The organism is Azospirillum sp. TSH58, assembly GCF_003119115.1.
Taxonomy (GTDB): domain Bacteria; phylum Pseudomonadota; class Alphaproteobacteria; order Azospirillales; family Azospirillaceae; genus Azospirillum.
Genome location: NZ_CP022369.1, coordinates 379,716 through 403,890, shown reverse-complemented (window position 1 = coordinate 403,890; position 24,175 = coordinate 379,716). Strand labels below are relative to the sequence as shown.

Below are 24,175 nucleotides of genomic sequence, written 5' to 3'. Positions count from 1 at the left end.
CAACGCACTCGCCCGCCCGCGCCGGTAATGGCACTCTGGGAGGGCCGGCGGGTTGCGGATGGCCGGTGAATTCCGGATGGGGTGAGTGGACCGTGCTTCACCATGACTTGGCGACGCTTCGGCTGTTCGTGAAAGCCTGCGAGCTGAAAAGCCTGAGCCGCGCCAGCGAGGCCCTGAATCTGGCGGTGTCCGCCGCCAGCCGGCGCATCCGGCTGCTGGAGCACGATGCCGGGATGCCGCTGCTGAAGCGGCGCCCGCACGGCATCGAGCCGACCCCGGCCGGCCTGCTCGTGCTCCGCTACGCCCACGACATGGTCTATCTGGGGGCGCAGCTTGAGGCGATGCTCGCCGAATACCGGTCCGGCGTGCGCGGCCATGTCCGCGTCTACGCATCGTCCTCCGCGCTGGTGGAATGCCTCGCCGCAGACCTCTCGCGCTTCGCCGCCGAGAATCCCGGCATCAAGCTGGAGCTGGAGGAACGCCCCAGCGCCGACACGCTGGATGCGCTCTACCGCAAGAAGGCCGACATCGGGGTCATCGTCGGCGGCCGGGGGACGGAGGGGCTGGTCCGCTACCCCTACGCCAAGGACCGGCTGTGGGTGGCGCTGCCGCGCGGGCACCGTCTGGCCGACCGGCCCAGCCTGCGCTTCACCGAGCTTCTGGACGAGGAGCATGTGGCGCTGGAGGGCGGGACCGCCGTGCACGGGCTGCTCGCCGAGCGGGCGCGGGCGGAGGGCCGCTTCATCAAGGTGCGCGTCCAGGTCCGCAGCTTCGAGGTGATGTGCCAGATGATCAGCCTGGGGCTGGGCGTCGGGGTCCTGCCGAAGCGCGCCGTCCAGCCCCTGTCGACCGCGCTCGGCGTGGAACTGGTCGCCCTCGACGAGGAGTGGGCGGAGCGCAGCTTCGAGATTTGCGTCCGCTCCCCGGACGCGCTGGACGCGCCGAGTCAGAGGCTCCTGGATTTCCTGCGGGAGCAGGCCCTGCCGAAGCCGTGATTTCGAGAAATTCGAAATCAGGTGTGTCGCAATTGTTCTTCTAGGCAACTGTGCAGACCCTCATCATCAGGCTCAGAGATGAGGGAGTGGGCCGAATGTCCTGGACCATCCAGAACCCCGATGTTCCTGACGACCCCGACGGGGCCGGGCCCGGTTTCGCGGATTGGAGCGGGCTCCCATCGGCGGCGCGCAAGGACGCCGCCGCGGCCTGCGCGGCCTGGGCGCCGGAGGTTCAGGCCCGCTTCGGCTGCTTCGTCGAGCTTGGCGCCGCCGAACCGGAAATCACCGGTCCGCTGGCCGGCCTGCCCTACGCCGCCAAGGACATGTTCGACAGCGTCGGGCGCTCGCCCGGCTGCGGCCTTCCCGGCGCGGCGGAGGACGCTGCCGGGACGGCACCGGAACGGGCGGCGGCGGTGCTCGAACGGCTCGACAGGGCCGGGGCGCGGCGGATCGGCTTCACCACCATGACGGCCCTGGCCTACGAGCCCTCCGGCGTGGGCAAGGCGTTCAACCCCTGGAGCCGCGACATCGTCCCCGGTGGCTCCTCCTCCGGGTCGGCGGTCGCGGTGGCGGCCGGCGCGGTGTTCGCCGCGCTGGGATCGGACACCGCCGGGTCGCTGCGCATCCCGGCGCAGGCCTGCGGCGTCACCGCCTGGAAGCCGACCTACGGCGCGGTGCCGGTCGCCGGGGCGATGACTCTGGCCCCGAGCCTCGACACCATCGGACTGCTGGCGCGCAGCGCGCGCGACATCCAACTCATGGCGCCCGTTCTCCTGGCGCCCGTTCTGGCAACGGGTATGGAGTTCCCATCCGAACCGCCGGCCCGTGTCGCCCTGCTGTCCGATGCGCTCGCGGCCTCCGAAGCGCCGGTCCGGACGGCGTGCCGCGAGGCCGCCGAGGCCATCGCCGCCTGCGGCGTCTCATTGGATGAGCGGCCGGGCCTGCCCGCCATCGAATCACTGTCCGATCCCCTCTTCCTCATTCTCCAGGCCGAAGCGGCGGCCCAGCATGGCGGGCACGCCCTCGCCGCGCGGGACCCGACCCTCGCCCGGCGGCTCGCCAAAGGTCTGGACATCGCGCCGGACCGCCTCGCCGCGGCGAAGGCGGTGCTGTCCGGCGCCACGGCACCCATCCTCGACAGCCTGTTCGGCGCAGCCGGCGCCCTCCTGCTGCCGGTCATGCCGATCCGCACGCCGCCGGTCGCCGTGGCCGATCCGGCCTCCCCGGCCTTCCGCGCGGCGACCCTCTACCAGCTCAGCGCCTACACCCGCTTCGTCAACGCCCTCGGCCTGCCGGCGGTCGCCGTCCCGGCCGGCTTCGACGACCGCGGGATGCCGGTGGCGCTCCAGATCGTCGGCCGTCCGGGAACGGACGGCCCGCTGCTGGCCCTGGCCGCGGCGCTGCAGGCGCGGACCGGCTGGCACCGGCGGCGGCCCAGCGAGATCACCGATTTTCCCAGCCCTCTTGCAGAGCGTGGCTCATGACCCGATCCGAACCCGCAAAAGCTCTTGAGCACATCCGAGTCCTGGATCTCACGCGCGTGCGCGCCGGCCCGACCTGCTGCCGCGTGCTCGCCGACTTCGGGGCGGACGTCATCAAGGTCGAGGCGCCGCCGGGCGTCGACCGCAACGAGGGGATGAGCGGCCCCCGGCACGGCTACGACATGCTGAACCTGCACCGCAACAAGCGGTCGCTCTCGCTCAACCTCCGCACCCCGCAGGGCCGGGACCTGTTCCTCGAACTGGTGCGCACGGCGGACGTGGTGGTGGAGAACTACCGGCCCGACGTGAAGGACCGCCTCGGCATCGGCTACGAGGCGCTGCGGGCGGTGAATCCACGGATCATCCTGGCCTCGATCTCCGGCTACGGCCAGACCGGCCCGTACCGCGACCGCGCCGGCTTCGACCAGATCGCCCAGGGCATGGGCGGGCTGATGAGCGTGACCGGCCTTCCCGGCCAGGGACCGGTCCGCGCCGGCATCGCGGTCGCCGACAGCGCCTCCGGCCTCTACGCCGCCATCGGCATCCTGGTCGCCCTGTCGGAACGCGACCGCTCCGGCGAGGGGCAATGGGTCCAGACCTCCCTCCTGGAATCCCAGATCGCCCTGATGGATTTCCAGGCCGCCCGCTATCTGGTGGAGGGCGAGGTTCCGCAACCGGCGGGCAACGACCATCCCTATTCGACCCCCATGGGCGTGATGGCGACGGCCGACGGCCACCTGAACATCGGCGTCGGCGGCGACGGGCAGTGGCGGTCCTTCTGCCGGGCCATCGAGCGAGAGGACCTTGCCGACGCCCCCGAGTTCGCCACGCAGGAGCAGCGCTTCCGCAACCGTCCCACGCTCAAGCCGCTGCTGGAGGAGGTGTTCCGCACCCGCAAGACCGCGGACTGGCTGGCGCGGCTGGAGGAGGAAGGGGTTCCGGCGGGACCGATCTACCGCATGGACGAGGTCTTCGCCGACCCGCAGGTCGGGCATCTCGGCATCGCCGTGCCCTGCGAGCATCCCGCGCGCGGCGCCATGCGCCTCGTCGGCCAGCCCGTCGGCCTGTCGCGCACGCCCGCCCGCATCGAACGGCCCGCCCCCGACGCGGGCGAGCACACGGCGGAGGTGCTGGGCGCCATCGGGCTGTCCCCGGCGGACGTCGCCGCCCTCAAGGCGCAGGGGATCGTCTGATGTCCGATCAGGAACCGGGAGCGGTTGGCGGCGTGGTGGGGCTCGACGTGTCCGGCGGAATCGCCCGCCTGACGCTCGACCAGCCCCGGCGGCTGAACGCGATGACGCTGGAGATGTGGCGGTCCCTGCCCGAGCGCATCGCAAGCGCCGTGGCCGATCCCGAGGTCCGCGTCCTGCTGGTCCGCGGTGCTGGAGAACGCGCCTTCTCCGCCGGGGCCGACATTTCCGAATTCGGCACCGTCCGCGCCGACGCCGCCCAGGCCGCCGCCTATGAGGAGGCGGTGTCGGCGGCGACCGAGGCGCTTCTCGAAGCCCCCGTGCCGACGGTGGCCGCCATCCGCGGCGTCTGCTTCGGCGGCGGGCTGGAGCTGGCGCTGTGCTGCGACCTGCGGCTCAGCGACGACGGCGCGCGCTTCCGCATGCCGGGCGCCCGGCTCGGGCTCGGCTACGGCTTCCCCCTGGTGCGCCTCGTCGTGCAGCGGATGGGCGCCGCCGCCGCCGCCGACCTGCTGTTCAGCGCGCGCATCGTGACGGCGGACGAGGCGGCGAGCCTCGGCATTGTCCAGCGCGTGGCCGCCGCGTCCGCCTTCGACGGCGCGGTGGAGGACTATATCGGCCTGATCGCCGGAAACGCGCCGCTGACGCTGCGCGCGGCGAAACGGGCCATGCTGGAAGCGCTGCGGACCGACGGGCAAGCTGACACCGGGACGGTGGACGCGCTCGTCGCCCGCTGCTTCGCCAGCGCCGATTACGCGGAGGGGCGTGCCGCCTTCGCGCAAAAAAGAGAACCCGGGTTCAAGGGAAAGTAAGGCGGAGGATCGGCCCCACGGGGCGGCGAACCATAAACAGGGAGACAAGTCATGAACTGGAAGCATCTGGGTCTCAACACCATCGGCGCGGTCATCGCCGGATGTCTGGCCTTGTCACCCGCCGCGCGCGCGGCGGAACCCGCTCCCCTGCCGAAGCCGGTCGAGCTGACGGTGGGCTATCAGAAGGTGGGCCATCTCGCCCCGGTGGTGATGATCACCGACGACCTCAAGAAGCTCGGGGTCGAGCTGAAAACGGTCGAGTTCGCCCGCTACGCCGACGCGCGCACCGCGCTGCTCGCCGGCTCCCTCGACATGGCCACCGTCGGACCGGCCGACCTCGCCATCTCGCTGGCCCAGGGCGCCACCGACATGGTCGGCGTCATGGGCGTCGGCAGCTCCCCGAAATACGTGATCGGCCGCAAGGGCGTGAAGCTCGACAGCTGGGACGACCTCAAGGGCAAGAAGGTCGCCATCGCCCCCGGTTCAGCGGTGTGGTTCCAGTTCGCCGCGACCCTGACCGAGAAGAACATCCCCTACAACAGCTTCCAGGCCGTGAACATCCAGGGCGGCGGCGCCAACTTCGACCAGGCCCTGCAGCGCGGCGAGGTCGACGCCATCGTCACCTGGGAGCCCTTCGAATCCATCCCCGTGATGGAGGGCTACGGCTTCTTCGCCAAGAATCTCGAATACAGCCAGTCCAAGTCGGTCGGCGCGGAGCTCGGCATGCTGGCCGCCAACCGCAAGTCGATGGCCGAGAAGCGCCCCGCCATGGAGCGGTTCGTCTGGGCCTATCTGCAGGCGCAGAAGAAGCTCGCCGCCTCGCCGGACGAGTTCACCAAGGCCTACGCGTCGCTGACCGGCCTCGACACCAAGCTCGCCGCCGAGGCGTCCAAGGTGATCGAGCTTGGCTCCGTCACCACGGTCGACCAGATCAAGCGTCAGGCCAAGGCCTTCAACGAGCTGGGCGTCATCCCGAAGGACGTGTCGGGCGACATCGAGAAGTACTGGGACGCCTCCTTCGTCGAGAAGGCGCAGTGACACGGCAAGCCGCCGCCCGCTCCGGCGGGCGGCCTTCCGACAGCGTGGCGGCCGACAAGAATGGCGGAGGACTGGAGTGATGAATGACGCGCCCGCAAGAGCCCTGGACGCGGCCCCCGTGCCGGCGGCTCCGAAGGTGAAGGGCCGGGGCCTGTTCCCGGCGGGCCGGACCGGGGCGGCGCTGCGCGCGGCGCTGCTGCCCGTCCTGGTGATCGCGGCGTGGCAGCTCGCCGGATCGGGCGGCTCGCTGGCCGGCGGCGTGCTGCCGACGCCCGACCGGGTCTGGGACGCCTGGGTCGTCTGGGCCTTCGGCCCGCAGGGCATGGGCCTCAACCCCTACAGCGGCACCTGGCTGAGCAACGTGCTGTTCTCGTCGATGCGGGTCGCCCAGGGCTTCGTGCTCGCCATGGCCATCGGCATCCCGGCGGGCGTCATGATCGGCTGGAGCCGCGCCGTGTCCGGCACCGTGGACCCGACGATCCAGCTTCTGCGCCCCATTCCCATCACCGCGTGGCTGCCCTTCTCCATCGCCGTGTTCGGCATCCAGGACATGGGCGCGATCTTCCTGATCGCTCTCGGCGGCTTCTACCCAATCGTGGTGAACGCCACGCACGGCGCCCGCGACGTCGACCGCAACTGGATCCGGGCGGCCGAGATGATGGGGGCCAGCCGCTTCGACGTGCTGCGGCGCGTGGTCCTGCCGGCGGCGCTGCCGGCGATCTTCACGGGGCTGCGCATCGGTCTGGGCATCGCCTGGACGGCGGTCATCGTCTCCGAAATGGTCGCGGTCAAGTCGGGGCTCGGCTACGTGCTGTGGGATGCCTATTACGTGGGCCGCATGGACGTGGTCATCGCCGACATGCTGTCGATCGGGGCCATGGGCCTGCTGAGCGACCGCCTGATCGTCACCGTCGAGCACTGGGCCCTGCGCTGGCGCCGGCTCCAATCCGCCTCGCGCTAAAGGACGGAGATAAACGTGGGCACCATTCGTTTCCGCGAGGTCGTGAAGACCTATCCCGGCAAGCAGCCGGTCGTCGCGCTCGACCGCGTCAACCTCGACATCGGCGAGGGCGAGTTCGTCGCCCTGCTCGGCCCCTCGGGCTGCGGGAAATCCACCCTGCTCAACCTGATCGCCGGCTTCGAGGACATGACCTCCGGCGCGCTGTCCTTCAACGGCGGCACGGTCGACAGCCCCGGCCCGGAACGCGCCGTCGTCTTCCAGGAGGCGGCCCTGCTGCCCTGGCTGACGGTGGAGCAGAACATCGCCTTCGGGCCGAGCGTCCAGAAGCGCCCGCGCGCCGAATACGAGCCGAAGATCCGCGAGCTTCTCCGCCTCGTCGGGCTGGAGCGCTTCGCCCACTCCCTGCCCTCGCAGCTCTCCGGCGGCATGCGCCAGCGCGTCGGCATCGCCCGCGCCCTGGTCATGGACCCCAAGGCGCTGCTGATGGACGAGCCGTTCGGCGCGCTCGACGCCCAGACGCGCATGAGCATGCAGCAGCTTCTGCTCGACGTCTGGCAGTCGCTCGGCACCACGGTGCTGTTCGTCACGCACGACATCGACGAGGCGATCCTGCTCGCCGACCGCATCTGCATCATGTCGGCCCGGCCGGGGCGGATCACCCGCGAGATCACCGTGGACCTGCCGCGGCCCCGCTCCGTCGATCAGCTCACCGATCCCGCCTTCATCCGGCACAAGGCCGCCATCATGGCCGAGATGCGCGAAGCCCAGAAGGAACACGCATGACCAACCCCCGGATCAGCTACCGCCTGTCCGACGCGCGGCCGGCGCTGCCCGACTTCCAGGGGCGCCGGATCATCGCCCATCTGGTTGTCAACGTGGAGAACTGGCGCTTCGACGAGGCGATGCCGCGCACCATCATCACCCCGCCCCACGGGCGGGAGACGGTGCCGGACGTGCCGAACTTCAGCTGGGCCGACTACGGCATGCGCAGCGGCCTGCCGCGCATCCTGAAGCTGTTCCGCGACCGTGGCGTGCCCGCCTCGACCAGCCTCAACGCCGGGGTCATCGACGCCTACCCGCAGGCGGCCGAGGCCATGCTCGCCGCCGGCTGGGAGTTCATCGGCCACGGCATGCACCAGAAGGCGATCAACCACGCCGGCGACGGCGAGGAGGCGCTGATCGAGGCGGCGCTGGACCGCATCCAGCGCTTCACCGGCAAGCGCCCGCGCGGCTGGCTGAGCCCCGGCCTGCGCGAGACGGTGCAGACTCCCGACCTGCTGCGCCGCCAGGGCATCGACCATGTGTTCGACTGGGTGGTGGACGACCTGCCGAGCTGGATGCGCACCGCGCACGGCCCGCTGCTCGCCATGCCCTACAACCTGGAGATCAACGACTCCATCGTCTACGCCATCGAGAAGCACGCGACGGGCGAGATGCTGAGCCGGCTCGGCCACACCCTGCGGCTGTTCGAGCGGGAATGCGCGGAACACCCGCGCGTCCTGGCCATCGGCCTGCACCCGCACCTGATCGCGGTGCCGCACCGCCTGCACGAGCTGGAAGCCATGCTGGACCTGTTGCAGGCCTCGCCCCACGTCGCCTTCGCCACCGGCCCGGAGATCGCCGACTGGTACGCGGCGGCGGAGCCGGCAGCGGAATCGGCAACGGAATCGGGGGAGGGCTGAGCGATGGATTTGAACCTGTCCGGCAAGCGGGTCCTCGTCACCGGGGGCTCCAAGGGGATCGGCCTCGCCTGCGCCGAGGCCTTCGCCGCCGAGGGCGCCCTGCCCGTCCTGGTCGCCCGCGACGCGGCGGCGCTGGAGGCGGCGGCAGCGGGCATCCGCGCGCGCCACGGGGTGGCGGTCGAGACCATGGCCGCCGACCTCGCCGACGGGGAGGCCCGCGAACGGCTCGCCGCGGCGCTTCCCGGAATCGACGTGCTGGTCAACAACGCCGGGGCGATCCCCGGCGGCAGCGTCCTCGACCTCGGCATGGCCGAATGGGAAGCGGCGTGGCAGCTGAAGGTCTTCGGCTACATCCACATGACGAAGCTGTTCGTCGAGGCGATGCGGCAGCGCGGTGGTGGCACCATCGTCAACGTCATCGGCATGATGGGCATGACGCCACGCTGGGACTACGCCTGCGGATCGGCGGGCAACGCCGCCCTCATCGCCTTCACCCAGGCGGTGGGCGCGCGCAGCACCGACTGGAACGTCCGCGTCTTCGGGGTGAATCCCTCGGCGACGCGCACCGACCGGGTCGCGGCCGTCTACCGCAAGCGGGCCAAGACGCGCTTCGACGACGAGGAGCGCTGGGCCGAGGCCCTGGGCGATCTTCCCTTCGGGCGCCTCGCCGAGCCGTCCGAGATCGCCTCCCTCGTCACGCTCCTCAGCTCGCCGCGCGTCGCCTACCTGTCGGGATCCGTGGTGGACATGGACGGCGGCGGACGGTTCCGCTGAACCGGATCCCGCGACGGCCCTCCCCGGTCACCCCGGACGGGCCGCGTGGGAACGCACACGCTCCGCCAGCGCCTCCGCCAGTTGGGCGACGGCCGGTTCCCAGTCGCCGGGGGCGGGCTGGTGGAACAGCCGGAGCGTCGGGTACCAGGGGCTGTCCTTTCGGTGTTCGAGCCAGCGCCAGCAGCCGGAAAAGCGCGACAGCACCCAGACCGGCAGGCCCAGCCCGCCCGCCAGATGGCAGACCGACGTGTCCACGGTGACGATCAGGTCCAGGCAGCGCATCAGCGCCGCCGTGTCCGCGAAATCCGTCACCGCGTCCATCGGGTCGATCAGCGCCATGCCGGGCGGCGGGTCCTTGGCCTGCTCGGCGGGGGTGCCCTTCTGCAAGCTGACGAACAGCGCGTCCCCGGCGGCGGCCAGCGGCGCCAGGGCGGCCAGGGTCAGGCTGCGCCGCCGGTCCACCGCGTTGGCCTTCGGGCTGTGCGGCCGCGGGTCGCCGGACCACACGAGCCCGACCTTGAGCCGCCCGTCCGCAGGCAGGCGCGCCCGCCACCGCTCCACCTCGGCCGGATCGGCGGAGAGGTAGGGGACGGCCGCGGGGATGCTGCCAAGCTCCGTTCCGAAGGCCCGCGGCAGGCTGAGCAGCGGGCAGTGGACCTCCGTTGCCGGCAACCCGCCATAGAGGTCGTACACGCCCTCCAGTCCGGGGATGCGCTGCATCAGGCGCCGCAAGCCGTTGTGGACGGCCAGATGGACCCGGCCGCCCCGCTCCGCCACCAGCGGGGCGTAGCGCACGAATTGCAGCGTGTCGCCATGGCCCTGCTCGGCGTGCAGCAGGATGCTGCGGCCCTCCAGCGGCTCGCCGGTCCACAGCCGGCCCGGCGCCTTGGGAACCGGAATCTCGCCGATCCGCCAGCGCTCCTCGTAATGCTCCCACCCCTCGCGCAGGCGGCCGCCGGTCAGCAGGACCAGCGACAGGTTGAAGCGGGCCTGGGCGCTCTCCGGGTCCCGCCCGATGAGGGTACGGAAACCGGCCTCCGCCTCCTCCAGGCGCCGCAGGTCCAGGCACAGCACGGACAGCGCGTTGAGGGCGGCGCCATGGTCCGGCACCAGCGTCAGGGCGCGGCGGCACAGCGCCTCCGCCGTCCGGAAATCCGCCAGCCCGGCCGCCGATGAGCGGATCGTCTCGCCCATGTTCGCGTAGGCCACGGGATGGTCGGGGGACAGCGCCACCGCGCGCCGGTAATGATCCAGGGCCAGGGCGGTGTCGCCGCGCTCCTGCAAGGCGCTGCCGGCGTTGTTCCAGGGGTCGGGATAGCCGGGGCGGAGCTGGATGGCCCGGCGGTACTGGCGCCCGGCCTCCTCGCGGCGCCGCAGCCCGAGCAGCGCGCCGCCGAGGTTGTTGAGCGCCTCCGGAAAATCGGGGGCGAGGGCGAGCGCCCGTTGCAGCATGGGCAGGGCGACGGCGTGCCCACCCCTCTTCAGACACAGATCGGCCCGCTCGCGCCACGCCGCCGCCGATTCCGGGGCGAGGCGCAGGACGCGCCCGAGCAGCCGCTCCGCCAGATCCCGGTCGCCGCGCCGTCCGGCCAGGCGCGCGGCGTGGCCCAGCGCTTCCCCATCGGTGGGCAGGAGCGCCAGCGTCCGTTGGGCGGCCCGTTCGGCCACCACGGCCTCGCCCTGCTCCAGAGCCGCATGGCCGAGGCTGCGCCACGCGTCCGGCAACAGGGGCGACAGGCGCACCGCGCGCCGGGCCTGCCGGGTTCCGGTCCCTGGCCGGCCGGCGGCCACCGACAGTTTGGCGAGGTTGACCTGCGGCTCGGCATAGGCGGGATCGAGCGCGACGGCCTGCCGGCAGGACCGCCCGGCGGCCTCCACCCGGTCGGCGGAGCGGTGGCACTCACCCAGCGAATTGCGGAAGACCGCGCGCCCCGGCTCGACGGCGACGGCGCGGTCGAGCCAGCGCCCGGCCCCGTCCTGTACGGCGCCGGCCAGCCCCGTCAGCCCGAGAAGATGCAGCGCGTCGCCCTTCGCCGGATCGGCGGCGAGCGCCCGGCGGTAGCCGGCGGCGGCCTCGCCCAGGCGTCCGGAGCGGTGGGCGGCGAGCGCCGCCGCCAGCCCGGCGCCCAGCGGGTCCGGCGCCGGTTCCGCAACCCGCCGGGTCTCCGGCCCAAGGGCGCGGCGGCCGGCGGACAGGGCGGTCAGCGCGGCGGCCAGCCGGGCGATGGGAGCCTCCCAGGCGCCCGGCTCCTCCTGGTAGAACAGGCGCATCGTCGGGTACCAGGGGCTGTCCTCGCGATGGCCGAGCCAGCGCCAGCAGGCGTCGAACCGCGACAGCACCCAGACCGGCTTGCCCAGCCCGCCCGCCAGATGGCAGACCGAGGTGTCCACCGTCACCACGAGGTCGAGTTCGGCGATGAAGGCCGCGGTGTCGGCGAAGTCGCGGATGTGGCCGGTCCAGTCGATGACCTCCATCCCCGGCGGCGGCGCCTTGGCCTGGGCGCCCGCCCCGCCGATCTGCAGGCTGTAGAAGACGGTCCCGGTCGCGGCGGCCAGCGGCGCGAGGGCGGCCAGCGTCAGGCTCCGCCGCCGGTCGACCGAGTTGGCCTTCATGTCCTCCTTGCGCGGCTCGCCCGCCCAGACCAGACCGACCTTCAGCCGCCGCTCCCCGGCCAGCCGCTCCCGCCACGCCGGGCGGTCGGCCTCGTCGGGCCGCAGATAGGGCATGGCGGCGGGAACGCTGTCCAGCCGGGTTCCGACGAGGCCGGGCAGGCTCAGCAGCGGCGCGCACAGGTCGCAGGCCGGTGGCTCCTCGTCCATCCCGTACACCGCCGCGACGCCGGGGGTGTTGGCGAGCAGGCGCTTCAGCAAGGGTTGGACGTGCAGGACGACGCGCCCGCCGCGCTCGGCCAGCAGGGTGGCGTAGCGCACGAACTGCAGCGTGTCGCCGTGCCCCTGCTCGGCGGTCAGCAGGATGCTCCGCCCGTTCAGCGGACCGCCGTCCCAGGCCGGGGCGTGGCGCGGAAAGGCGTTGCCCCACATCGACCAGCGCGCCTCGTAGAGCGCCCAGCCATGGCGGAAATCGCCGTGCCGGAGCAGAGTCAGCGACAGGTTGAAGCGCCCGACGCTGCTGTCCGGGTCCAGCCGCAGGGCGCGCTTGCTCCAGCGCAGGCTGGCCGCCCCGTCGTCCAGCGTGTGCCGGAACAGCGCCGCGTTGACCAGAATCCCGGAATTGCCGGGGTCGAGCGTGACGGCGCGCCGGATCGCCGCGTCGCCGCGCCGGAAGTCGCCCATCATCATCCAGGCCAGGGATTCCTGCGCGTCCGCCGCCGCCGCCATCGGGTCGATGCGGCGGCACCGCGACGACGCCAGCAGGGCCCCGTCGCAATCGCCGGCATGCATCAGGCCGTAGGCGAGGTGGCCCAGAGGCTCGGCCTCACCCGGAGCCAGCGCGACGGCGCGGTGCAGCGCCTCCACGGCGCGGCGGGTCTCCTTGATCTCGCACAGGGCGACGCCGTGGGCGGCCTGGACGCCGGTGTTGCCGGGATCGGACAGCGCCGCCCGGCGCATCAGCCGGACCACGGTGTCCGGCTGGTTCAGGGGTTGGAACAGCATCGCCAGATTCCGCCATCCCGTGGCGAAGGCCGGGTCGGCGATCAGGGCGCGGACGGCCAGACGGCGCGCCACGCCTCCCGTGCCCTGGTCCTGCATCATCATGGCGAAGGCCGTCAGCGCCTTCGGGTAGTCCGGACGGAGCCGCAAGGCCCGGCTGAAGGCGATGGACGCCCGTCCCTTCCGCCCGGTCAGGCGCAGCGCCTCGGCCAGATTGTGCATGGCCTGCGCCCGGTCAGGGGCGAGCAGCATGACGCGCGCGAAGCAGCGCGCGGCGCGGCTGTGACGCCCCTCCTTGAGCGCGAGGCCGCCCAGCCGGAGCCACGCCTCCTCGTTGCTGCCATCGACGGCCAGGATGCCGCGCAGCACGGCCTCCGCGCTTTGGGGGGCGGTTTGGGCGGCGGGATATCCGGGATCGGCGGGAGTCGGCATGGCGGCGACGAATCGGGACTCGCGGGGTTGGAGCGGCGGGTGGAGTACAGCACATCCGCCACCGCCAACGCACGCGACTTCGGGTCCGCGCCGACGCCCACCTCCACGACACCGCCCGTCAGGACGCGCCGTCCCTGCGGTCAGCCGCCGGAGCGGCGCTCCCGCCACAGCAGGGCCAGCGTCACCACCAGACCGGTGAACAGCACCGCCACCGCCGGCGACGGCGCCCACCCGAGCCATCCGGCCAGCCCCCGGATCCCCGTGGACACGTCCTGCGCCCGTTCGGCGAGGTCCTGCACCTGCTGGGTCACCTGCAGCACCGGCGCCAGCACCTCGGCCACCACGCCGAGAGACCCGCCGACCGCCAGCGTCCCCGCGGCGGCGCGGACGGCGCCGGCAGGAACGGAGGGCGCCGCCGGTTCGACCGTCTGCGCCATCGGCCCATCATCCAGGGCGCGCCGCCAGTCCGCCCCGCGGAACAGCAGCTCCTCGGCGCGCCGGCGCCGCACCAGACCGGGCAGCAGCCGGCCGCCACCATGGACCCACGCGCCGAATTCGCCGGCGGCGCCCTCAGCGTCACCGGCGTTCAGCTTGCGCAGCAGGGTGGAGGGCTTTCCGCTGCGCAGACGGACGAAGCCGTCCTTCCCCGGGTCCTTGCCCTTCCTGGCCCGCCCCGGCCCGACGTTGAAGACGAAATCGATCAGCGCGGCCCGCTGCCCGTCGGTCAGCGGCACGGTCACGGCGCCATTTACCACTGCGGCGGCCTCGGCCAGATCGTCGGCGAGCAGGCGCTCGGCCTGTTCGGTCGTGACGGTGTCGCCGGGGGTGACGGCCTGGGTGTGGCCGTAGCCGATGGTCCAGACTCCGGCGGGGCAGCGGTAGGCGGTTCGGGACAAGCCCTCGAAATGACGGGCCAGATCGAGCGCGGCGGGCGGCGGTGCCGCCCGGAGGGTGGTGGTCATGGTCGCTCCTGCGAAGGGTCGGGACGGGTGTCGCCGGCGGAGAACACGGCCGAAAACGACGACGCCCGCCACGGCGGAGCCGGGCGGGCGCAATTCGGGTGCTGACGCCAGTCAGTAAGGATTATTTTCCTTTTCTTGTAAAGCGCTTTCTTTCCCCGGAGCCGGGCTAAGCGAACACCATGTCCGGCACCGCCAGCGCGGCCAGCTCCGGCAGATCGCGCGAGCGGGCGTCGGTGACCAGCGTGTCGATGCCCTCCACCGGGCAGAAGCTGACGCGGCTGGCCTGCCCGATCTTGCTGTGGTCGGCCAGGATCACCGTGCGGCCGGCGTTGGCGACCATGGCGCGGGCCACCTCCGCCTCGCGCGGGTCGAAGCTGGTGGCGCCGTAGCGGGGGTGCAGCGCCACCGGCGACAGCAGCGCCATGTCGGCGCGGTAGCGGTGGATCTCCGCCACCGTGCCCTCGCCGAAGGTGGCGGGCAGCCCCTCGTCCACCCGGCCGCCCAGCAGGACCACCCGGCTGCGGTTCTGGTTGGCGACGGTCTGCGCCACGTCGAAGGAGTTGGTGACAATGGTCAGGCCGGGCAGGCTCGCCAGCTCCTCCGCCAGGGCCGACACCGTGCTGCCGAAGTCGAGGAACAGCGTCTGGCCGGGCGAGACCAGCCGCGCCGCCGCCTTGGCGATGGCCCGCTTCTCCTTCAGGCGGACCTGGCTGCGCACGGCGATGGGTGGTTCCGGCTCCGGCCCCACGGCGACGACGCCGCCATGGACCCGGCGCAGCTCGCCGCGCGATTCCAGCTCCACGATGTCGCGCCGCACCGTCTCGCGCGACACGCCGAGGTCCCCGGCAATGCGGTCGGTGGACACCCGGTGCAGCGCCGTCAGCAGGGCGCGGATGCGCTGGTGGCGTTCCTCCTGAAGCATCGCTCAGGCCGCCTTGCGCCGGGTCGCCAGCGACAGGGCGCCGCGCATCGCCAGCGCCGCCGCCGCGACCGCCGCCATGATGCAGGTGGAGAAGGCCGCCGCCTGCGACACGAACCCCGCCTCGTCCAGCCGCATCACCGTCACCGCGGCGAGGTTTGTCGAGGGGGTGACCAGGAAGATGATCGCCGACAGCGTGACCATGGAGCGCATGAACAGGAAGAAGAAGACCGACAGCAGCGTCGGCACCATCACCGGCACCACCACGTCGCCGAGCACCCGCAGGACGCCGCCGCCGAGGCAGCTCGCCGCCTCCTCCAGCGCCGGGGGCACGGCGCGCATTCCGGTGACCATCGTGAGGAAACCCTGCGTGTGGTAGTGGTAGAAGTTGCACAGCGCCAGCAGAAGCACCGTGCCATACAGCATGTGCAGCGGCGTTCCCGCAAGGTTGAAGGCGAAGATGTAGGACAGGCCGAGCACCAGTCCGGGCACGCCGACCGGCAGGACGGCCAGCAGATAGACCGCCTTCGCCACCCCCGGCGGCATCCGCCGCAGCCCCAGCACCAGGGCGAAGAGCAGCGCCGTGCCGATCGCCGCCGCCCCCGCCGACACGGCGAGCGAGGTCCACAGCGGGTCGTAGCCGCCGCTGAGCGTGATCGAGTAATGCTTGAGCGTGAGGTCCAGCCGGTAGGGCCACAGCCGGACGAAGCTGGCGAAGACGACCGTCGCCACCACCGCCACGATGGACAGCGCCAGCGTCATGGTGGCGAGGAACAGCGGGATGTCGCGCAGCGGCACGTAGTCGGGCACCGGCGGCAGGGCGCTTTCCGAGGCGGTGCCGAACTGGCGCTGGGCGGCCACCCGCTCGATGTAGACGGCGATGCCGGTGGGCAGCAGCAGCAGGATGCCGACCGCGGCGCCGATGCCGAACCTCATCTGGCCGGTGACCTGGTTGTAGATCTCGGTCGCCAGGACGGAGAAGTCGCCGCCGATGGTCACCGCGTTGCCGAAATCGGTGATCGTCACGGTGAACACCACGAAGCCGGCGCTGAGCAGGCCGAACTTCACGTTGGGCAGGGTGATGCCGAGGAATTGCTGCCAGCGCGTCGCCCCCATCACCTCCGCCGCGTCGTAGTAGCGGGCGTCGGACTGGCGCAGCGCCGCCTGGATGATCAGCACCGCCTGGGGCAGCGCATAGAGCACGTTGGCGATCAGCAGCCCGGGGAAGCCGTAGATGTTCAGCCGCGTGCCGATCAGATTGCTGACCAGCCCGTTGCGGCCCAGCAGGAAGATCAGGCCGAGACCCAGCACCAGCGAGGGCGCCAGCAGCGGCAGCGAGAGCGCCGCCGAGACGAAGCGCTTGCCCGGGATGCGGGTGCGCTGCACGGCGTAGGCGACCATGAAGCCGAGCAGCAGGCAGACCGCCGTGGTGGCAGCACCGACCAGCAGGCTGTTGCCGACCGCGCGCAGGATGCCCGGCGTCTGGAACAGGGCCAGATAGTTGGCGAGGCCGACGCCGCCCTCCTCCTCCAGGACGCTGCGCCAGACGATGGTGCCCAGCGGCAGCAGGAAGAACAGGGCCAGCGCCACCACCGGCACCAGCACGCAGGCGCCGTAGAGCAGCCGCTCGTCCAGCGGGCGGTGCAGGCGGCGGGGCCGGGCCGTGTTGGGCGTCTTGCCGGGAAGGGTCAGGGCGGGCATGGTCATGCGCGCACCCAGGCGCAGGCGTCCGCCGCCACCGACACGTCCACCGCCGCGCCCGGACCGACGCCGGGGTCCTGGTGGGTCTCGGCCAGCAGCTCCCGCCCCCGCCAGGACAGGCGCAGCCGCCGGATGTTGCCGAGGAAGGTCAGGTCGATCACCCGCCCCTCCCCCTCCGCCGCCGCGGCGACGGCGACCCGCTCCGGGCGGACGCAGGCCTCATAGGCGTTCTCCGCCCCGTCCGGACGGCCGGACAGCAGGTGGGGCATGGCGTCGCGCACCCAGCCGGTCGGCAACAGGTTGCTGCTGCCCATGAAGTCGGCCACGAAGCGGGTGCGCGGGCGCAGGTAGAGGTCCTGCGGCGTGCCGACCTGCTCGATCAGCCCGTGGTTCATGCAGACCACCTTGTCGGCCAGGGTCAGCGCCTCCTCCTGGTCGTGGGTGACCATGATGGTGGGGATGCCCAGCCGGCGCTGCACGTCGCGGATCTCCGCCCGCAGGTCGGCGCGCACGCGGGCGTCGAGCGCCGACAGCGGCTCGTCCAGCAGGATCAGCGACGGATCGACGGCCAGCGCGCGGGCCAGCGCCACGCGCTGCTGCTGCCCGCCGGAGAGCTGCCAGGGGTAGCGGTCGGCAACCTGCGGCAGCTTGATCAGTTCCAGAAGCTCCTTCACCCGCGCGGCGATGCGGCCGCCGGGCGCCTTGCGGATCTTCAGGCCGTAGCCGATGTTCTCGGCCACCGTCATGTTGGGAAACAGCGAATAGGACTGGAAGACGATGCCGAAACCGCGGTCGCGCGCCGGCACGGCGCCGAGGTCCCGTCCGCCCATCAGCAGCTCCCCCGTGTCGTAGGGCATCAGCCCGGCGACGATGCGCAGCAGCGTGGTCTTGCCGCAGCCGCTCGGCCCCAGCAGGCAGACGAATTCCCGCTCCTCCACGGTCAGGTTGATGCGGTCGAGGGCGACGAAGCCGTCGAAGGTCTTCAGGAGGTTCTTGATCTGCAAATCCATGGCGCGGCCATCTGGAGCGGGGGCGAAAGGCCCGTTTGTCTTTCCTCTCCCCTCCGGGGAGAGGGTCAGGGTGAGGGGGCAGCACAGGCACAGCCTGTGCCAGGGGATTGCCAAGGGGCAGCATGCCCCTTGGCGGTGCGCCTGTGGCGCACCGGCCCCCTCACCCTCCCCAGAGGGGCGAGGGAGAGGGAAACCGGGCCTCAGCGGCCGATGCTGCCCTGCCAGGTCTTCAGGATGGCGTCGCGCTCCGCCGCGGACTTGGCGAAGTCCATCGGGTAGAGGACCGTCCGGACGTCCGCCGGCAGGCCGGCCTCCTCAGCGGCCTTGGCGACCGGGGCGCCGGGGATCGTCACGATCTCCTTGTACTTGGTGTAGAGCGCGGCGGCCTTCGGCGACAGGGTCCAGTCGAGGAAGCGCTTGGCGTCCTCCTTGTTCTTCGACGTCTTCATCAGAGCCGACGCCTCAAGCTCGTAGCCGGCGCCGTCGGTCGGGATGACCATCTTGAGCGGGAAGCCCTCCTCGACCGACTTGATGGCCGCGAAGGCCAGCGAGGTGCCGATGGCGAACTCGCCCGAGCGGGCCGACTTGCAGGGCTTGGAGCCGGACTTGATGTACTGGGCGATGTTGCCGTCCAGCGTCTTCAGGAACTGCCAGCCCTTCTCGTTGCCCTGGCTCTGCAGGATGGCGGCGATCTGGAGATAGCCGGTGCCCGAGGAGACCGGGTTGGGCATCACCACCTCGCCCTTGTAGACCGGGTTGGTCAGGTCCTTCCAGGAGGTCGGGACCGGCAGGTTCTTGGCCTTCAGAAGCTCGGTGTTGACGCAGAAGGCGGCCATGTAGCCGGTGGCGGCGAACCAGCTCGCGTCCGCCCCCTTGTAGGCGGCCGGCAGCACGTCGGAGCCCTTGGCGGCGTAGGGCTCGACCAGCGCCATGACGCGCGGGTCGAGCATGTTGGTGACGGCCCAGCCCCAGATCACGTCGTGCTGCGGGTTGGACGCCTCGGCCAGCATGCGGGCGCCGAGGTCGCCGGTGGACAGGCGCAGCACCTTCAGGTCGATGTCCGGCAGGTCCTTCTTCGCCGCGGCCACATAGTCGGCGATCTCGTCCTCCTCCAGCGCCGTGTAGACGGTCAGCGTCCCGGCCTGCGCGACGGTCGGCAGCACCGCCGCGCCCATCAGGACCACGCCGGCCAGCAGCGACTTCCCAGCAAACTCCACCATCGCCAATCCCCTCTGTTCCGCATGCCCTTTCCCGGCGCCCCGGCCGGTGGCGAGCCCCTGCCCGCCGTGGATTTAAGTGGAGGTTTGCACTTCTGTGCGTTTGTGTCTACCATGATTGCACAGTTGGCGTGCATTTGCGCAGCCGCACAAAAATAAGGCAAATCATGAGCCCCATCACCAAGGACGCGACCATCGACCGTGCGGCGTTGACCGGGGACCCGGCCGGGGAGTTGGCCGGGGAACTGGCCAGCTTCGCCGCCGCCCTGGCGGACGAGGCGCGCGTCCTGTCCCGCCGCTGGTTCCGCACGCCGGTCGCCATCGACACCAAGCCCGACGACAGCCCGGTGACCATCGCCGACCGCGAGGTGGAGGCCGCCCTGCGCCGCCGCATCGCCGAGCGCTTCCCGGACCACGGAATCTTCGGGGAGGAGCATGGGCGCGACCGCCTCGACTCCGAGATCGTCTGGGTGATCGACCCCATCGACGGCACGCGCAGCTTCATCAGCGGCTGGCCGGTCTACGGCACGCTTCTGGCGGTGCTGGAGCGCGGGGTCCCGGCGGTCGGGGTGATCGACATGCCGGTGCTGGGCGAACGCTGGACGGGACGCGCCGGCGCCCCCACACTCTACAGCGACGGGACGGGAGCGGAGCGGCCCTGCCGCGCGCGCGACTGCCGCCGGCTGGCCGACGCCACGGTCTACACCACCTCGCCCGACGCCTTCGACGCGGCGGGGCTGCGGGTGTTCGAAACGGTCAGCCGGCAGGCGCGGACGCGGCGCTTCGGCGGCGACTGCTACATCTACGGGCTGGTCGCCGCCGGCCTCATCGATCTGGTGATCGAGGCCGGGCTCCAGCCCTATGATTATCTGGCCATGCAGCCGGTGATCGAGGGGGCCGGCGGGGTCATCACGGACTGGGAGGGCAAGCCGCTGACCATGGACTCCGACGGGCGCGTGGTCGCCGCCGCCACCGCCGACCTGCACGCCGAGACCATCGCCGCCATCGCGCGGGCGGCGGGTTGAGCGGACGAACCGAGGAGGGGGAGAGGGGACGCCATGGCATTCGCCCACACTCTGGCCGGGACGCGGTACGGGTTTCACGATCTGAAGACTCTGCTCGCCCGCGCCTCGCCGCCGCGCTCGGGCGACGCGCTGGCCGGGCTGATCGCCGCCAGCGCGGCGGAGCGGGTGGCCGCGCAGATGGCCCTGGCCGACCTGCCGCTGCGCCATTTCCTGAGCGAGGCGGTCGTCCCCTACGAGGCGGACGAGGTGACGCGGCTGATCGTCGACGGCCATGACGGCGCCGCCTTCGCCCCGGTCGCCCACCTGACCGTCGGCGGCTTCCGCGACTGGCTGCTGTCGGAAGCGGCGGACGCGGCGGCCCTGACGGCGCTCGCCCCCGGCCTGACGCCGGAGATGGCGGCGGCGGTGTCGAAGATCATGCGGCTGCAGGACCTGATCGCCGTCGCCGCCAAGACCCGCGTCGTCACGCGCTTCCGCAACACCATCGGCCTGCCGGGGCGCCTCTCCACCCGCCTGCAGCCCAACCACCCGGTGGACGACCCGCGCGGCATCGCCGCCAGCGTCCTCGACGGGCTGATGTACGGCAGCGGCGACGCGGTGATCGGCATCAACCCGGCCACCGACAGCGTCGAGGCGATGACCGCCCTGCTGGAGATGCTGGAGGAGCTTCGCCTGCGCACCGGCGCGCCGATCCAGTCCTGCGTGCTCGCCCATGTGACCACGGCGCTGCGGGCGATGGAGCGCGGGGCGCCGGTCGATCTGGTATTCCAGTCCATCGCCGGGACGGAGGCCGCCAACCGCGCCTTCGGCGTCTCGCTGGCCCTGCTGGACGAGGCGTGGGAGGCAGGAAAGGCGCTGAACCGCGGCACGGTCGGCGACAACCTGATGTATTTCGAGACCGGCCAGGGCAGCGAGCTGTCGTCCGGCGCGCATGAGGGGGTGGACCAGCAGACGGTGGAGGCGCGCTGCTACGCCGTCGCCCGCCGCTACCGGCCGCTGCTGGTCAACACGGTGGTCGGCTTCATCGGGCCGGAATACCTCTATGACGGCAAGCAGATCACCCGGGCCGGGCTGGAGGACCATTTCTGCGCCAAGCTGCTCGGCCTGCCGATGGGCTGCGACGTCTGCTACACCAACCACGCGGAGGCCGACCAGGACGACATGGACGCCCTGATGACCCTGCTGGGCGTCGCCGGCTGCACCTTCATCATGGGGGTGCCGGGGGCCGACGACATCATGCTGAACTACCAGAGCACCTCCTTCCACGACGCGCTGTATGTGCGCCAGGTGCTCGGCCGCCGCCCGGCGCCCGAGTTCGAGGCGTGGCAGCAGGCCGCCGGCATCGCCGATTCCGCCGGGCGGCTGCGCTTCGACCCCGCGGCCTCCTCCCTTCTGCCCGCCTTGCCCCTGCCGGAGGAGCAGCCATGACGGAGTTCGAACCGGTGCCCCTTCCCTCCCCGGCCCAACCGGACCCGGCCCAACCCGATCGCTGGGCGCATCTGCGCCGCTACACCGACGCGCGGATCGCGCTGGGCCACGCCGGGAGCGGCCTGCCGACCGCCGCCCACCTCGCCTTCCAGGCCGCCCACGCCCAGGCGCGCGACGCCGTGCACACCCCGCTCGACGCCGCGGCGCTGCTGGCGGCGCTGGAGGAGCGCGGCTGGCCGGCGGTCCCGGTGACCAGCGCGGCGCCCGACCGCGCCGCCTACCTGAAGCGCCCGGACCTCGGCCGGCAATTGTCGGAGGAGTCGCAGCGCCGCCTGTCGGAGCCGGTCCGCGCCCCCGACGTGGTGCTGGTGGTCGGCGACGGGCTGAGCGGCACCGCCGTGCAGGCCAACGCCGTCGCGGTGCTGGAATCCCTGATCCCGAAACTCCAGGCGGCCGGGCTGCGCGTCGGGCCGGTGGTGGTGGCGGAGCAGGCGCGGGTGGCGCTGGGCGATCCGGTCGGCGCGCTGCTCCAGGCGCGGGCGAGCGTCGTCCTGATCGGCGAGCGGCCGGGGCTGAGCGCCGCTGATTCGCTGGGCCTCTACCTGACCTGGGAGCCGCGGCCGGGACGGGTGGACAGCGAGCGCAACTGCATCTCCAACGTCCGAGTCGGCGGCCTCGCTCCCGCCGCCGCCGCCGCCCAGGCGGCCGCCCTGCTCGCCGCGATGTTCGCCCAGCGGCGGTCGGGCGTCATGCTCGACAGCGCGGCTCCCGCCACCCTGCCGGACCTGCCGGGCGGCGGCGCTCCGTAACCGATCCGCACCGGTGTGGCGACGGAATGTTCGCTTTCGTCTTAATCCCATTGCGACGATCGGCGATGCCAAGCACAATCCCCCGGCAAAACAACCGGGGGCTCGGGGTGGCTGCGATGGGAAAGACGCGTGTGCTGGTGCTGGGCGGCGGGCTTGGGGGCGTGTCCGCCGCGCTGACTCTCACGGCGACCGAGGCGTTGCGCGAGAAGTTCGACGTGACGCTGGTCAGCCACGGCTGGCGGCTGGGCGGCAAGGGGGCCAGCGGCCGCAACGCCAAGCAGGGCCAGCGCATCGAGGAGCACGGGCTGCACATCTTCCTGGGCTTCTACGACAACGCCTTCCGCATGGTGCGCGGCGCCTACGCGGAGTGGGACAAGCCCGCCGACTACGCCTTCCAGACCTGGCAGGACGCCTTCCGCCCGCTGTATCAGGTGACGCTGATGCAGGACATCCCGCGCTTCGGCAAGACCCGCTGGCACTCCTGGAACCTGAACTTTCCCGAGCGCTCCGGCACGCCCGGCGACCCGCGGTCGCTCGGCCCGAACGGCTTCGCGGCCTTCCTGATCGGCGCGCTGCAAAATCTGGTCGCCAAGCACGACCATCTGCCCGGCCATCTCACCGCGAAGCTCGGGCTGGACGCCCTTGAGAAGGCGCGCGCCCACATCGCGGAGGCCGACGACGGCGCCCTCGACCACGGGCTGATCGTCGATCTGCTCAAGATCGTCCAGAAGGGCTTCCAGACGGTCCTGGAACCGCTGCTGAAGCTGTCGGACGAGGGCTGGGAATTCGCCTGCTTCGCCGATTTCGGCCTCGCCTTCGCCATCGGCTGCTTCGCCGACGTGCTGCCCTACGGCAAGGACGGCTTCGACCGCATCAACGGCGAAGACTTCCGCGAATGGCTGCAGAAGAACGGGATCTCCGACACCTTCGCGTGGTCGGCCCCGGTGCGCCTGCTCTACGACATGTGCTTCTCCTACAAGAACGGCGAAGCGACCGACGGGCCGGAGAACGCGCGCTTCGCCGCGGGTGCCGCGGCGGAGATCCTTCTGCTGATGGGCTTCGCCTACAAGGGCGCGCCGCTGTGGAAGATGAACGCCGGCATGGGCGACACCGTCTTCACGCCCGCCTGGTTCGTGCTGAAGCAGCGCGGGGTGGACATCAAGCTGTTCCACCGCCTGACCAAGCTGGAAACCTCGGAGAACGGGGCCTGGGTGGAGCGGGTGCGCCTGAACCGGCAGGTCGATCTCGTCAACGGCGCCTACGACCCGTTCGTCAAGGTCGGCTACGGCGACGACGGGAAGTGGCTCTACTGCTGGCCGTCAGAGCCGGACTGGAGCCAGATCGTCGACGGCGACAAGATCCGCGACGCCGGCATCAACCTTGAATCGGTGTTCTGCCACTGCACCGCCGGGGAATCGGTGCTGGAGATCGGCAAGGATTTCGACCTCGTCGTCCTGGCGATGCCGCCCGCCGCGCTGGCCGAGCCGGCGGCGGAGCTGATGCAGGCCGACCTGCGCTTCAAGCAGATGGTCGAGGTGACGCCGGCCGTGCCGACCCAGGCGGTCCAGCTCTGGATGACGCCGAGCATCGAGGAGATGGGCTGGAAGGCCGGTCCGACCGCCATGACCAGCTATGTCGAGGAGTTGGACAGCTGGGGCGAGATGAGCCACCTCATCCCCGCCGAATCCTGGCCGCCCGGCACGGTCAAGGCCGTGGAGTATTTCTGCGGCACCGCCCGCTGGCCGGCCGGCGCCCCGCCCTACGCCTGCGGCCTGCCGCAGCGCATGGCCGCGAACGTCCGACGCGACGCCACACAGTGGCTGAACGCCAACATCGGGGTTCTGTGGCCCAACACGGTCAAGGACGGCGTGTTCGACCAGAGCCAGGTCTATTCCTCCTACTACCGCTACAACCTCGACCCGTCGGAACTCTACGTGCAGTGCTTCCCGGCGACGGTGGAGACCCGGCTGAAGCCGGGCGACAGCGGTTTCGTCAACGCCTTCCTGGCTGGCGACTGGACGCGGACCTGGTTCAGCGCGGGCAGCGCCGAGATCGCCGTCCTGTCCGGAAAGCAGGCCGCCGAGGCCATCGCCCGCCAGTCCATCGACCTCACCCCGTCCGACTGAG

The 24,175-nt window shown here is 71.7% G+C and carries 19 protein-coding genes; 13 read left to right on the top strand and 6 right to left on the bottom strand.

Going from position 1 to position 24,175, the window contains the following annotated elements:
* Positions 1-92: 92 nt before the first annotated feature.
* The 9 genes from TSH58p_RS32115 to TSH58p_RS32075 all read left to right on the top strand — a co-directional run bounded on the left by TSH58p_RS32115 (position 93) and on the right by TSH58p_RS32075 (position 8,933).
* Positions 93-995, top strand: coding sequence for a LysR family transcriptional regulator (locus TSH58p_RS32115; RefSeq protein ID WP_109069045.1), 903 nt, complete (start codon positions 93-95; stop codon positions 993-995).
* 95 nt (positions 996-1,090) lie between these two features.
* Positions 1,091-2,479 carry an amidase gene (locus TSH58p_RS32110; RefSeq protein WP_109069044.1) on the top strand — a complete coding sequence of 463 codons (1,389 nt, stop codon included), beginning with the start codon at positions 1,091-1,093 and terminating at the stop codon, positions 2,477-2,479.
* Complete coding sequence (locus tag TSH58p_RS32105) at positions 2,476-3,669, top strand: CaiB/BaiF CoA-transferase family protein (protein ID WP_109069043.1); 1,194 nt, start codon at positions 2,476-2,478, stop codon at positions 3,667-3,669. The genes TSH58p_RS32110 and TSH58p_RS32105 overlap by 4 nt, the downstream gene beginning before the upstream one ends.
* Complete coding sequence (locus tag TSH58p_RS32100; protein WP_109069042.1) at positions 3,669-4,478, top strand: enoyl-CoA hydratase; 810 nt, start codon at positions 3,669-3,671, stop codon at positions 4,476-4,478. The genes TSH58p_RS32105 and TSH58p_RS32100 overlap by 1 nt, the downstream gene beginning before the upstream one ends.
* Before the next feature lie 51 nt (positions 4,479-4,529).
* Entirely contained in the window at positions 4,530-5,516 is a 987-nt protein-coding gene (locus TSH58p_RS32095; RefSeq protein WP_051658660.1) for an ABC transporter substrate-binding protein, read from the top strand.
* A 79-nt stretch (positions 5,517-5,595) separates the two neighbouring features.
* The gene (locus tag TSH58p_RS32090) at positions 5,596-6,477 is read left to right on the top strand and encodes an ABC transporter permease (RefSeq protein WP_109069041.1); all 882 of its coding nucleotides are present in this window, start codon (positions 5,596-5,598) and stop codon (positions 6,475-6,477) included.
* Between the two features lie 15 nt (positions 6,478-6,492).
* Entirely contained in the window at positions 6,493-7,260 is a 768-nt protein-coding gene (locus tag TSH58p_RS32085; RefSeq protein ID WP_109069040.1) for an ABC transporter ATP-binding protein, read from the top strand.
* Positions 7,257-8,159: a polysaccharide deacetylase family protein gene (locus TSH58p_RS32080; protein ID WP_109069039.1), complete on the top strand. Its 903-nt coding sequence runs from the start codon at positions 7,257-7,259 to the stop codon at positions 8,157-8,159. The genes TSH58p_RS32085 and TSH58p_RS32080 overlap by 4 nt, the downstream gene beginning before the upstream one ends.
* A gap of 3 nt (positions 8,160-8,162) precedes the next feature.
* Positions 8,163-8,933, top strand: a complete 771-nt coding sequence (locus TSH58p_RS32075) for a short-chain dehydrogenase/reductase (protein WP_109069038.1) — start codon at positions 8,163-8,165, stop codon at positions 8,931-8,933.
* Between the two features lie 27 nt (positions 8,934-8,960).
* Here the strand turns inward: TSH58p_RS32075 and TSH58p_RS32070 are convergent, their stop codons facing one another.
* The 6 genes from TSH58p_RS32070 to TSH58p_RS32045 all read right to left on the bottom strand — a co-directional run bounded on the left by TSH58p_RS32070 (position 8,961) and on the right by TSH58p_RS32045 (position 18,744).
* Complete coding sequence (locus tag TSH58p_RS32070; RefSeq protein WP_158282574.1) at positions 8,961-12,977, bottom strand: tetratricopeptide repeat protein; 4,017 nt, start codon at positions 12,975-12,977, stop codon at positions 8,961-8,963.
* A gap of 140 nt (positions 12,978-13,117) precedes the next feature.
* Positions 13,118-13,939: a lysozyme gene (locus tag TSH58p_RS34765; RefSeq protein ID WP_109069036.1), complete on the bottom strand. Its 822-nt coding sequence runs from the start codon at positions 13,937-13,939 to the stop codon at positions 13,118-13,120.
* Positions 13,940-14,105: 166 nt separating this feature from the next.
* Positions 14,106-14,861 carry a DeoR/GlpR family DNA-binding transcription regulator gene (locus tag TSH58p_RS32060; protein ID WP_109069035.1) on the bottom strand — a complete coding sequence of 252 codons (756 nt, stop codon included), beginning with the start codon at positions 14,859-14,861 and terminating at the stop codon, positions 14,106-14,108.
* Positions 14,862-14,864: 3 nt separating this feature from the next.
* Positions 14,865-16,565 (bottom strand): ABC transporter permease subunit, encoded by a 1,701-nt coding sequence (locus TSH58p_RS32055; protein ID WP_199230069.1) that lies wholly within the window; start codon positions 16,563-16,565, stop codon positions 14,865-14,867.
* Positions 16,562-17,569: an ABC transporter ATP-binding protein gene (locus tag TSH58p_RS32050; protein ID WP_109069034.1), complete on the bottom strand. Its 1,008-nt coding sequence runs from the start codon at positions 17,567-17,569 to the stop codon at positions 16,562-16,564. The genes TSH58p_RS32055 and TSH58p_RS32050 overlap by 4 nt, the downstream gene beginning before the upstream one ends.
* 200 nt (positions 17,570-17,769) lie before the next feature.
* Positions 17,770-18,744, bottom strand: a complete 975-nt coding sequence (locus TSH58p_RS32045) for an ABC transporter substrate-binding protein (protein ID WP_109069087.1) — start codon at positions 18,742-18,744, stop codon at positions 17,770-17,772.
* Between the two features lie 209 nt (positions 18,745-18,953).
* On the opposite strand from TSH58p_RS32045, the gene hisN reads away from it, so the two are divergent.
* The 4 genes from hisN to TSH58p_RS32025 all read left to right on the top strand — a co-directional run bounded on the left by hisN (position 18,954) and on the right by TSH58p_RS32025 (position 24,174).
* Entirely contained in the window at positions 18,954-19,811 is an 858-nt protein-coding gene (gene hisN / locus TSH58p_RS32040; protein WP_109069033.1) for a histidinol-phosphatase, read from the top strand.
* 33 nt (positions 19,812-19,844) lie between these two features.
* Positions 19,845-21,239 (top strand): ethanolamine ammonia-lyase subunit EutB, encoded by a 1,395-nt coding sequence (locus TSH58p_RS32035; RefSeq protein ID WP_109069032.1) that lies wholly within the window; start codon positions 19,845-19,847, stop codon positions 21,237-21,239.
* Positions 21,236-22,048 carry an ethanolamine ammonia-lyase subunit EutC gene (gene eutC, locus TSH58p_RS32030; RefSeq protein WP_109069031.1) on the top strand — a complete coding sequence of 271 codons (813 nt, stop codon included), beginning with the start codon at positions 21,236-21,238 and terminating at the stop codon, positions 22,046-22,048. The genes TSH58p_RS32035 and eutC overlap by 4 nt, the downstream gene beginning before the upstream one ends.
* A 116-nt stretch (positions 22,049-22,164) precedes the next feature.
* Positions 22,165-24,174: an FAD/NAD(P)-binding protein gene (locus tag TSH58p_RS32025; RefSeq protein ID WP_247873921.1), complete on the top strand. Its 2,010-nt coding sequence runs from the start codon at positions 22,165-22,167 to the stop codon at positions 24,172-24,174.
* Position 24,175: the final 1 nt, after the last annotated feature.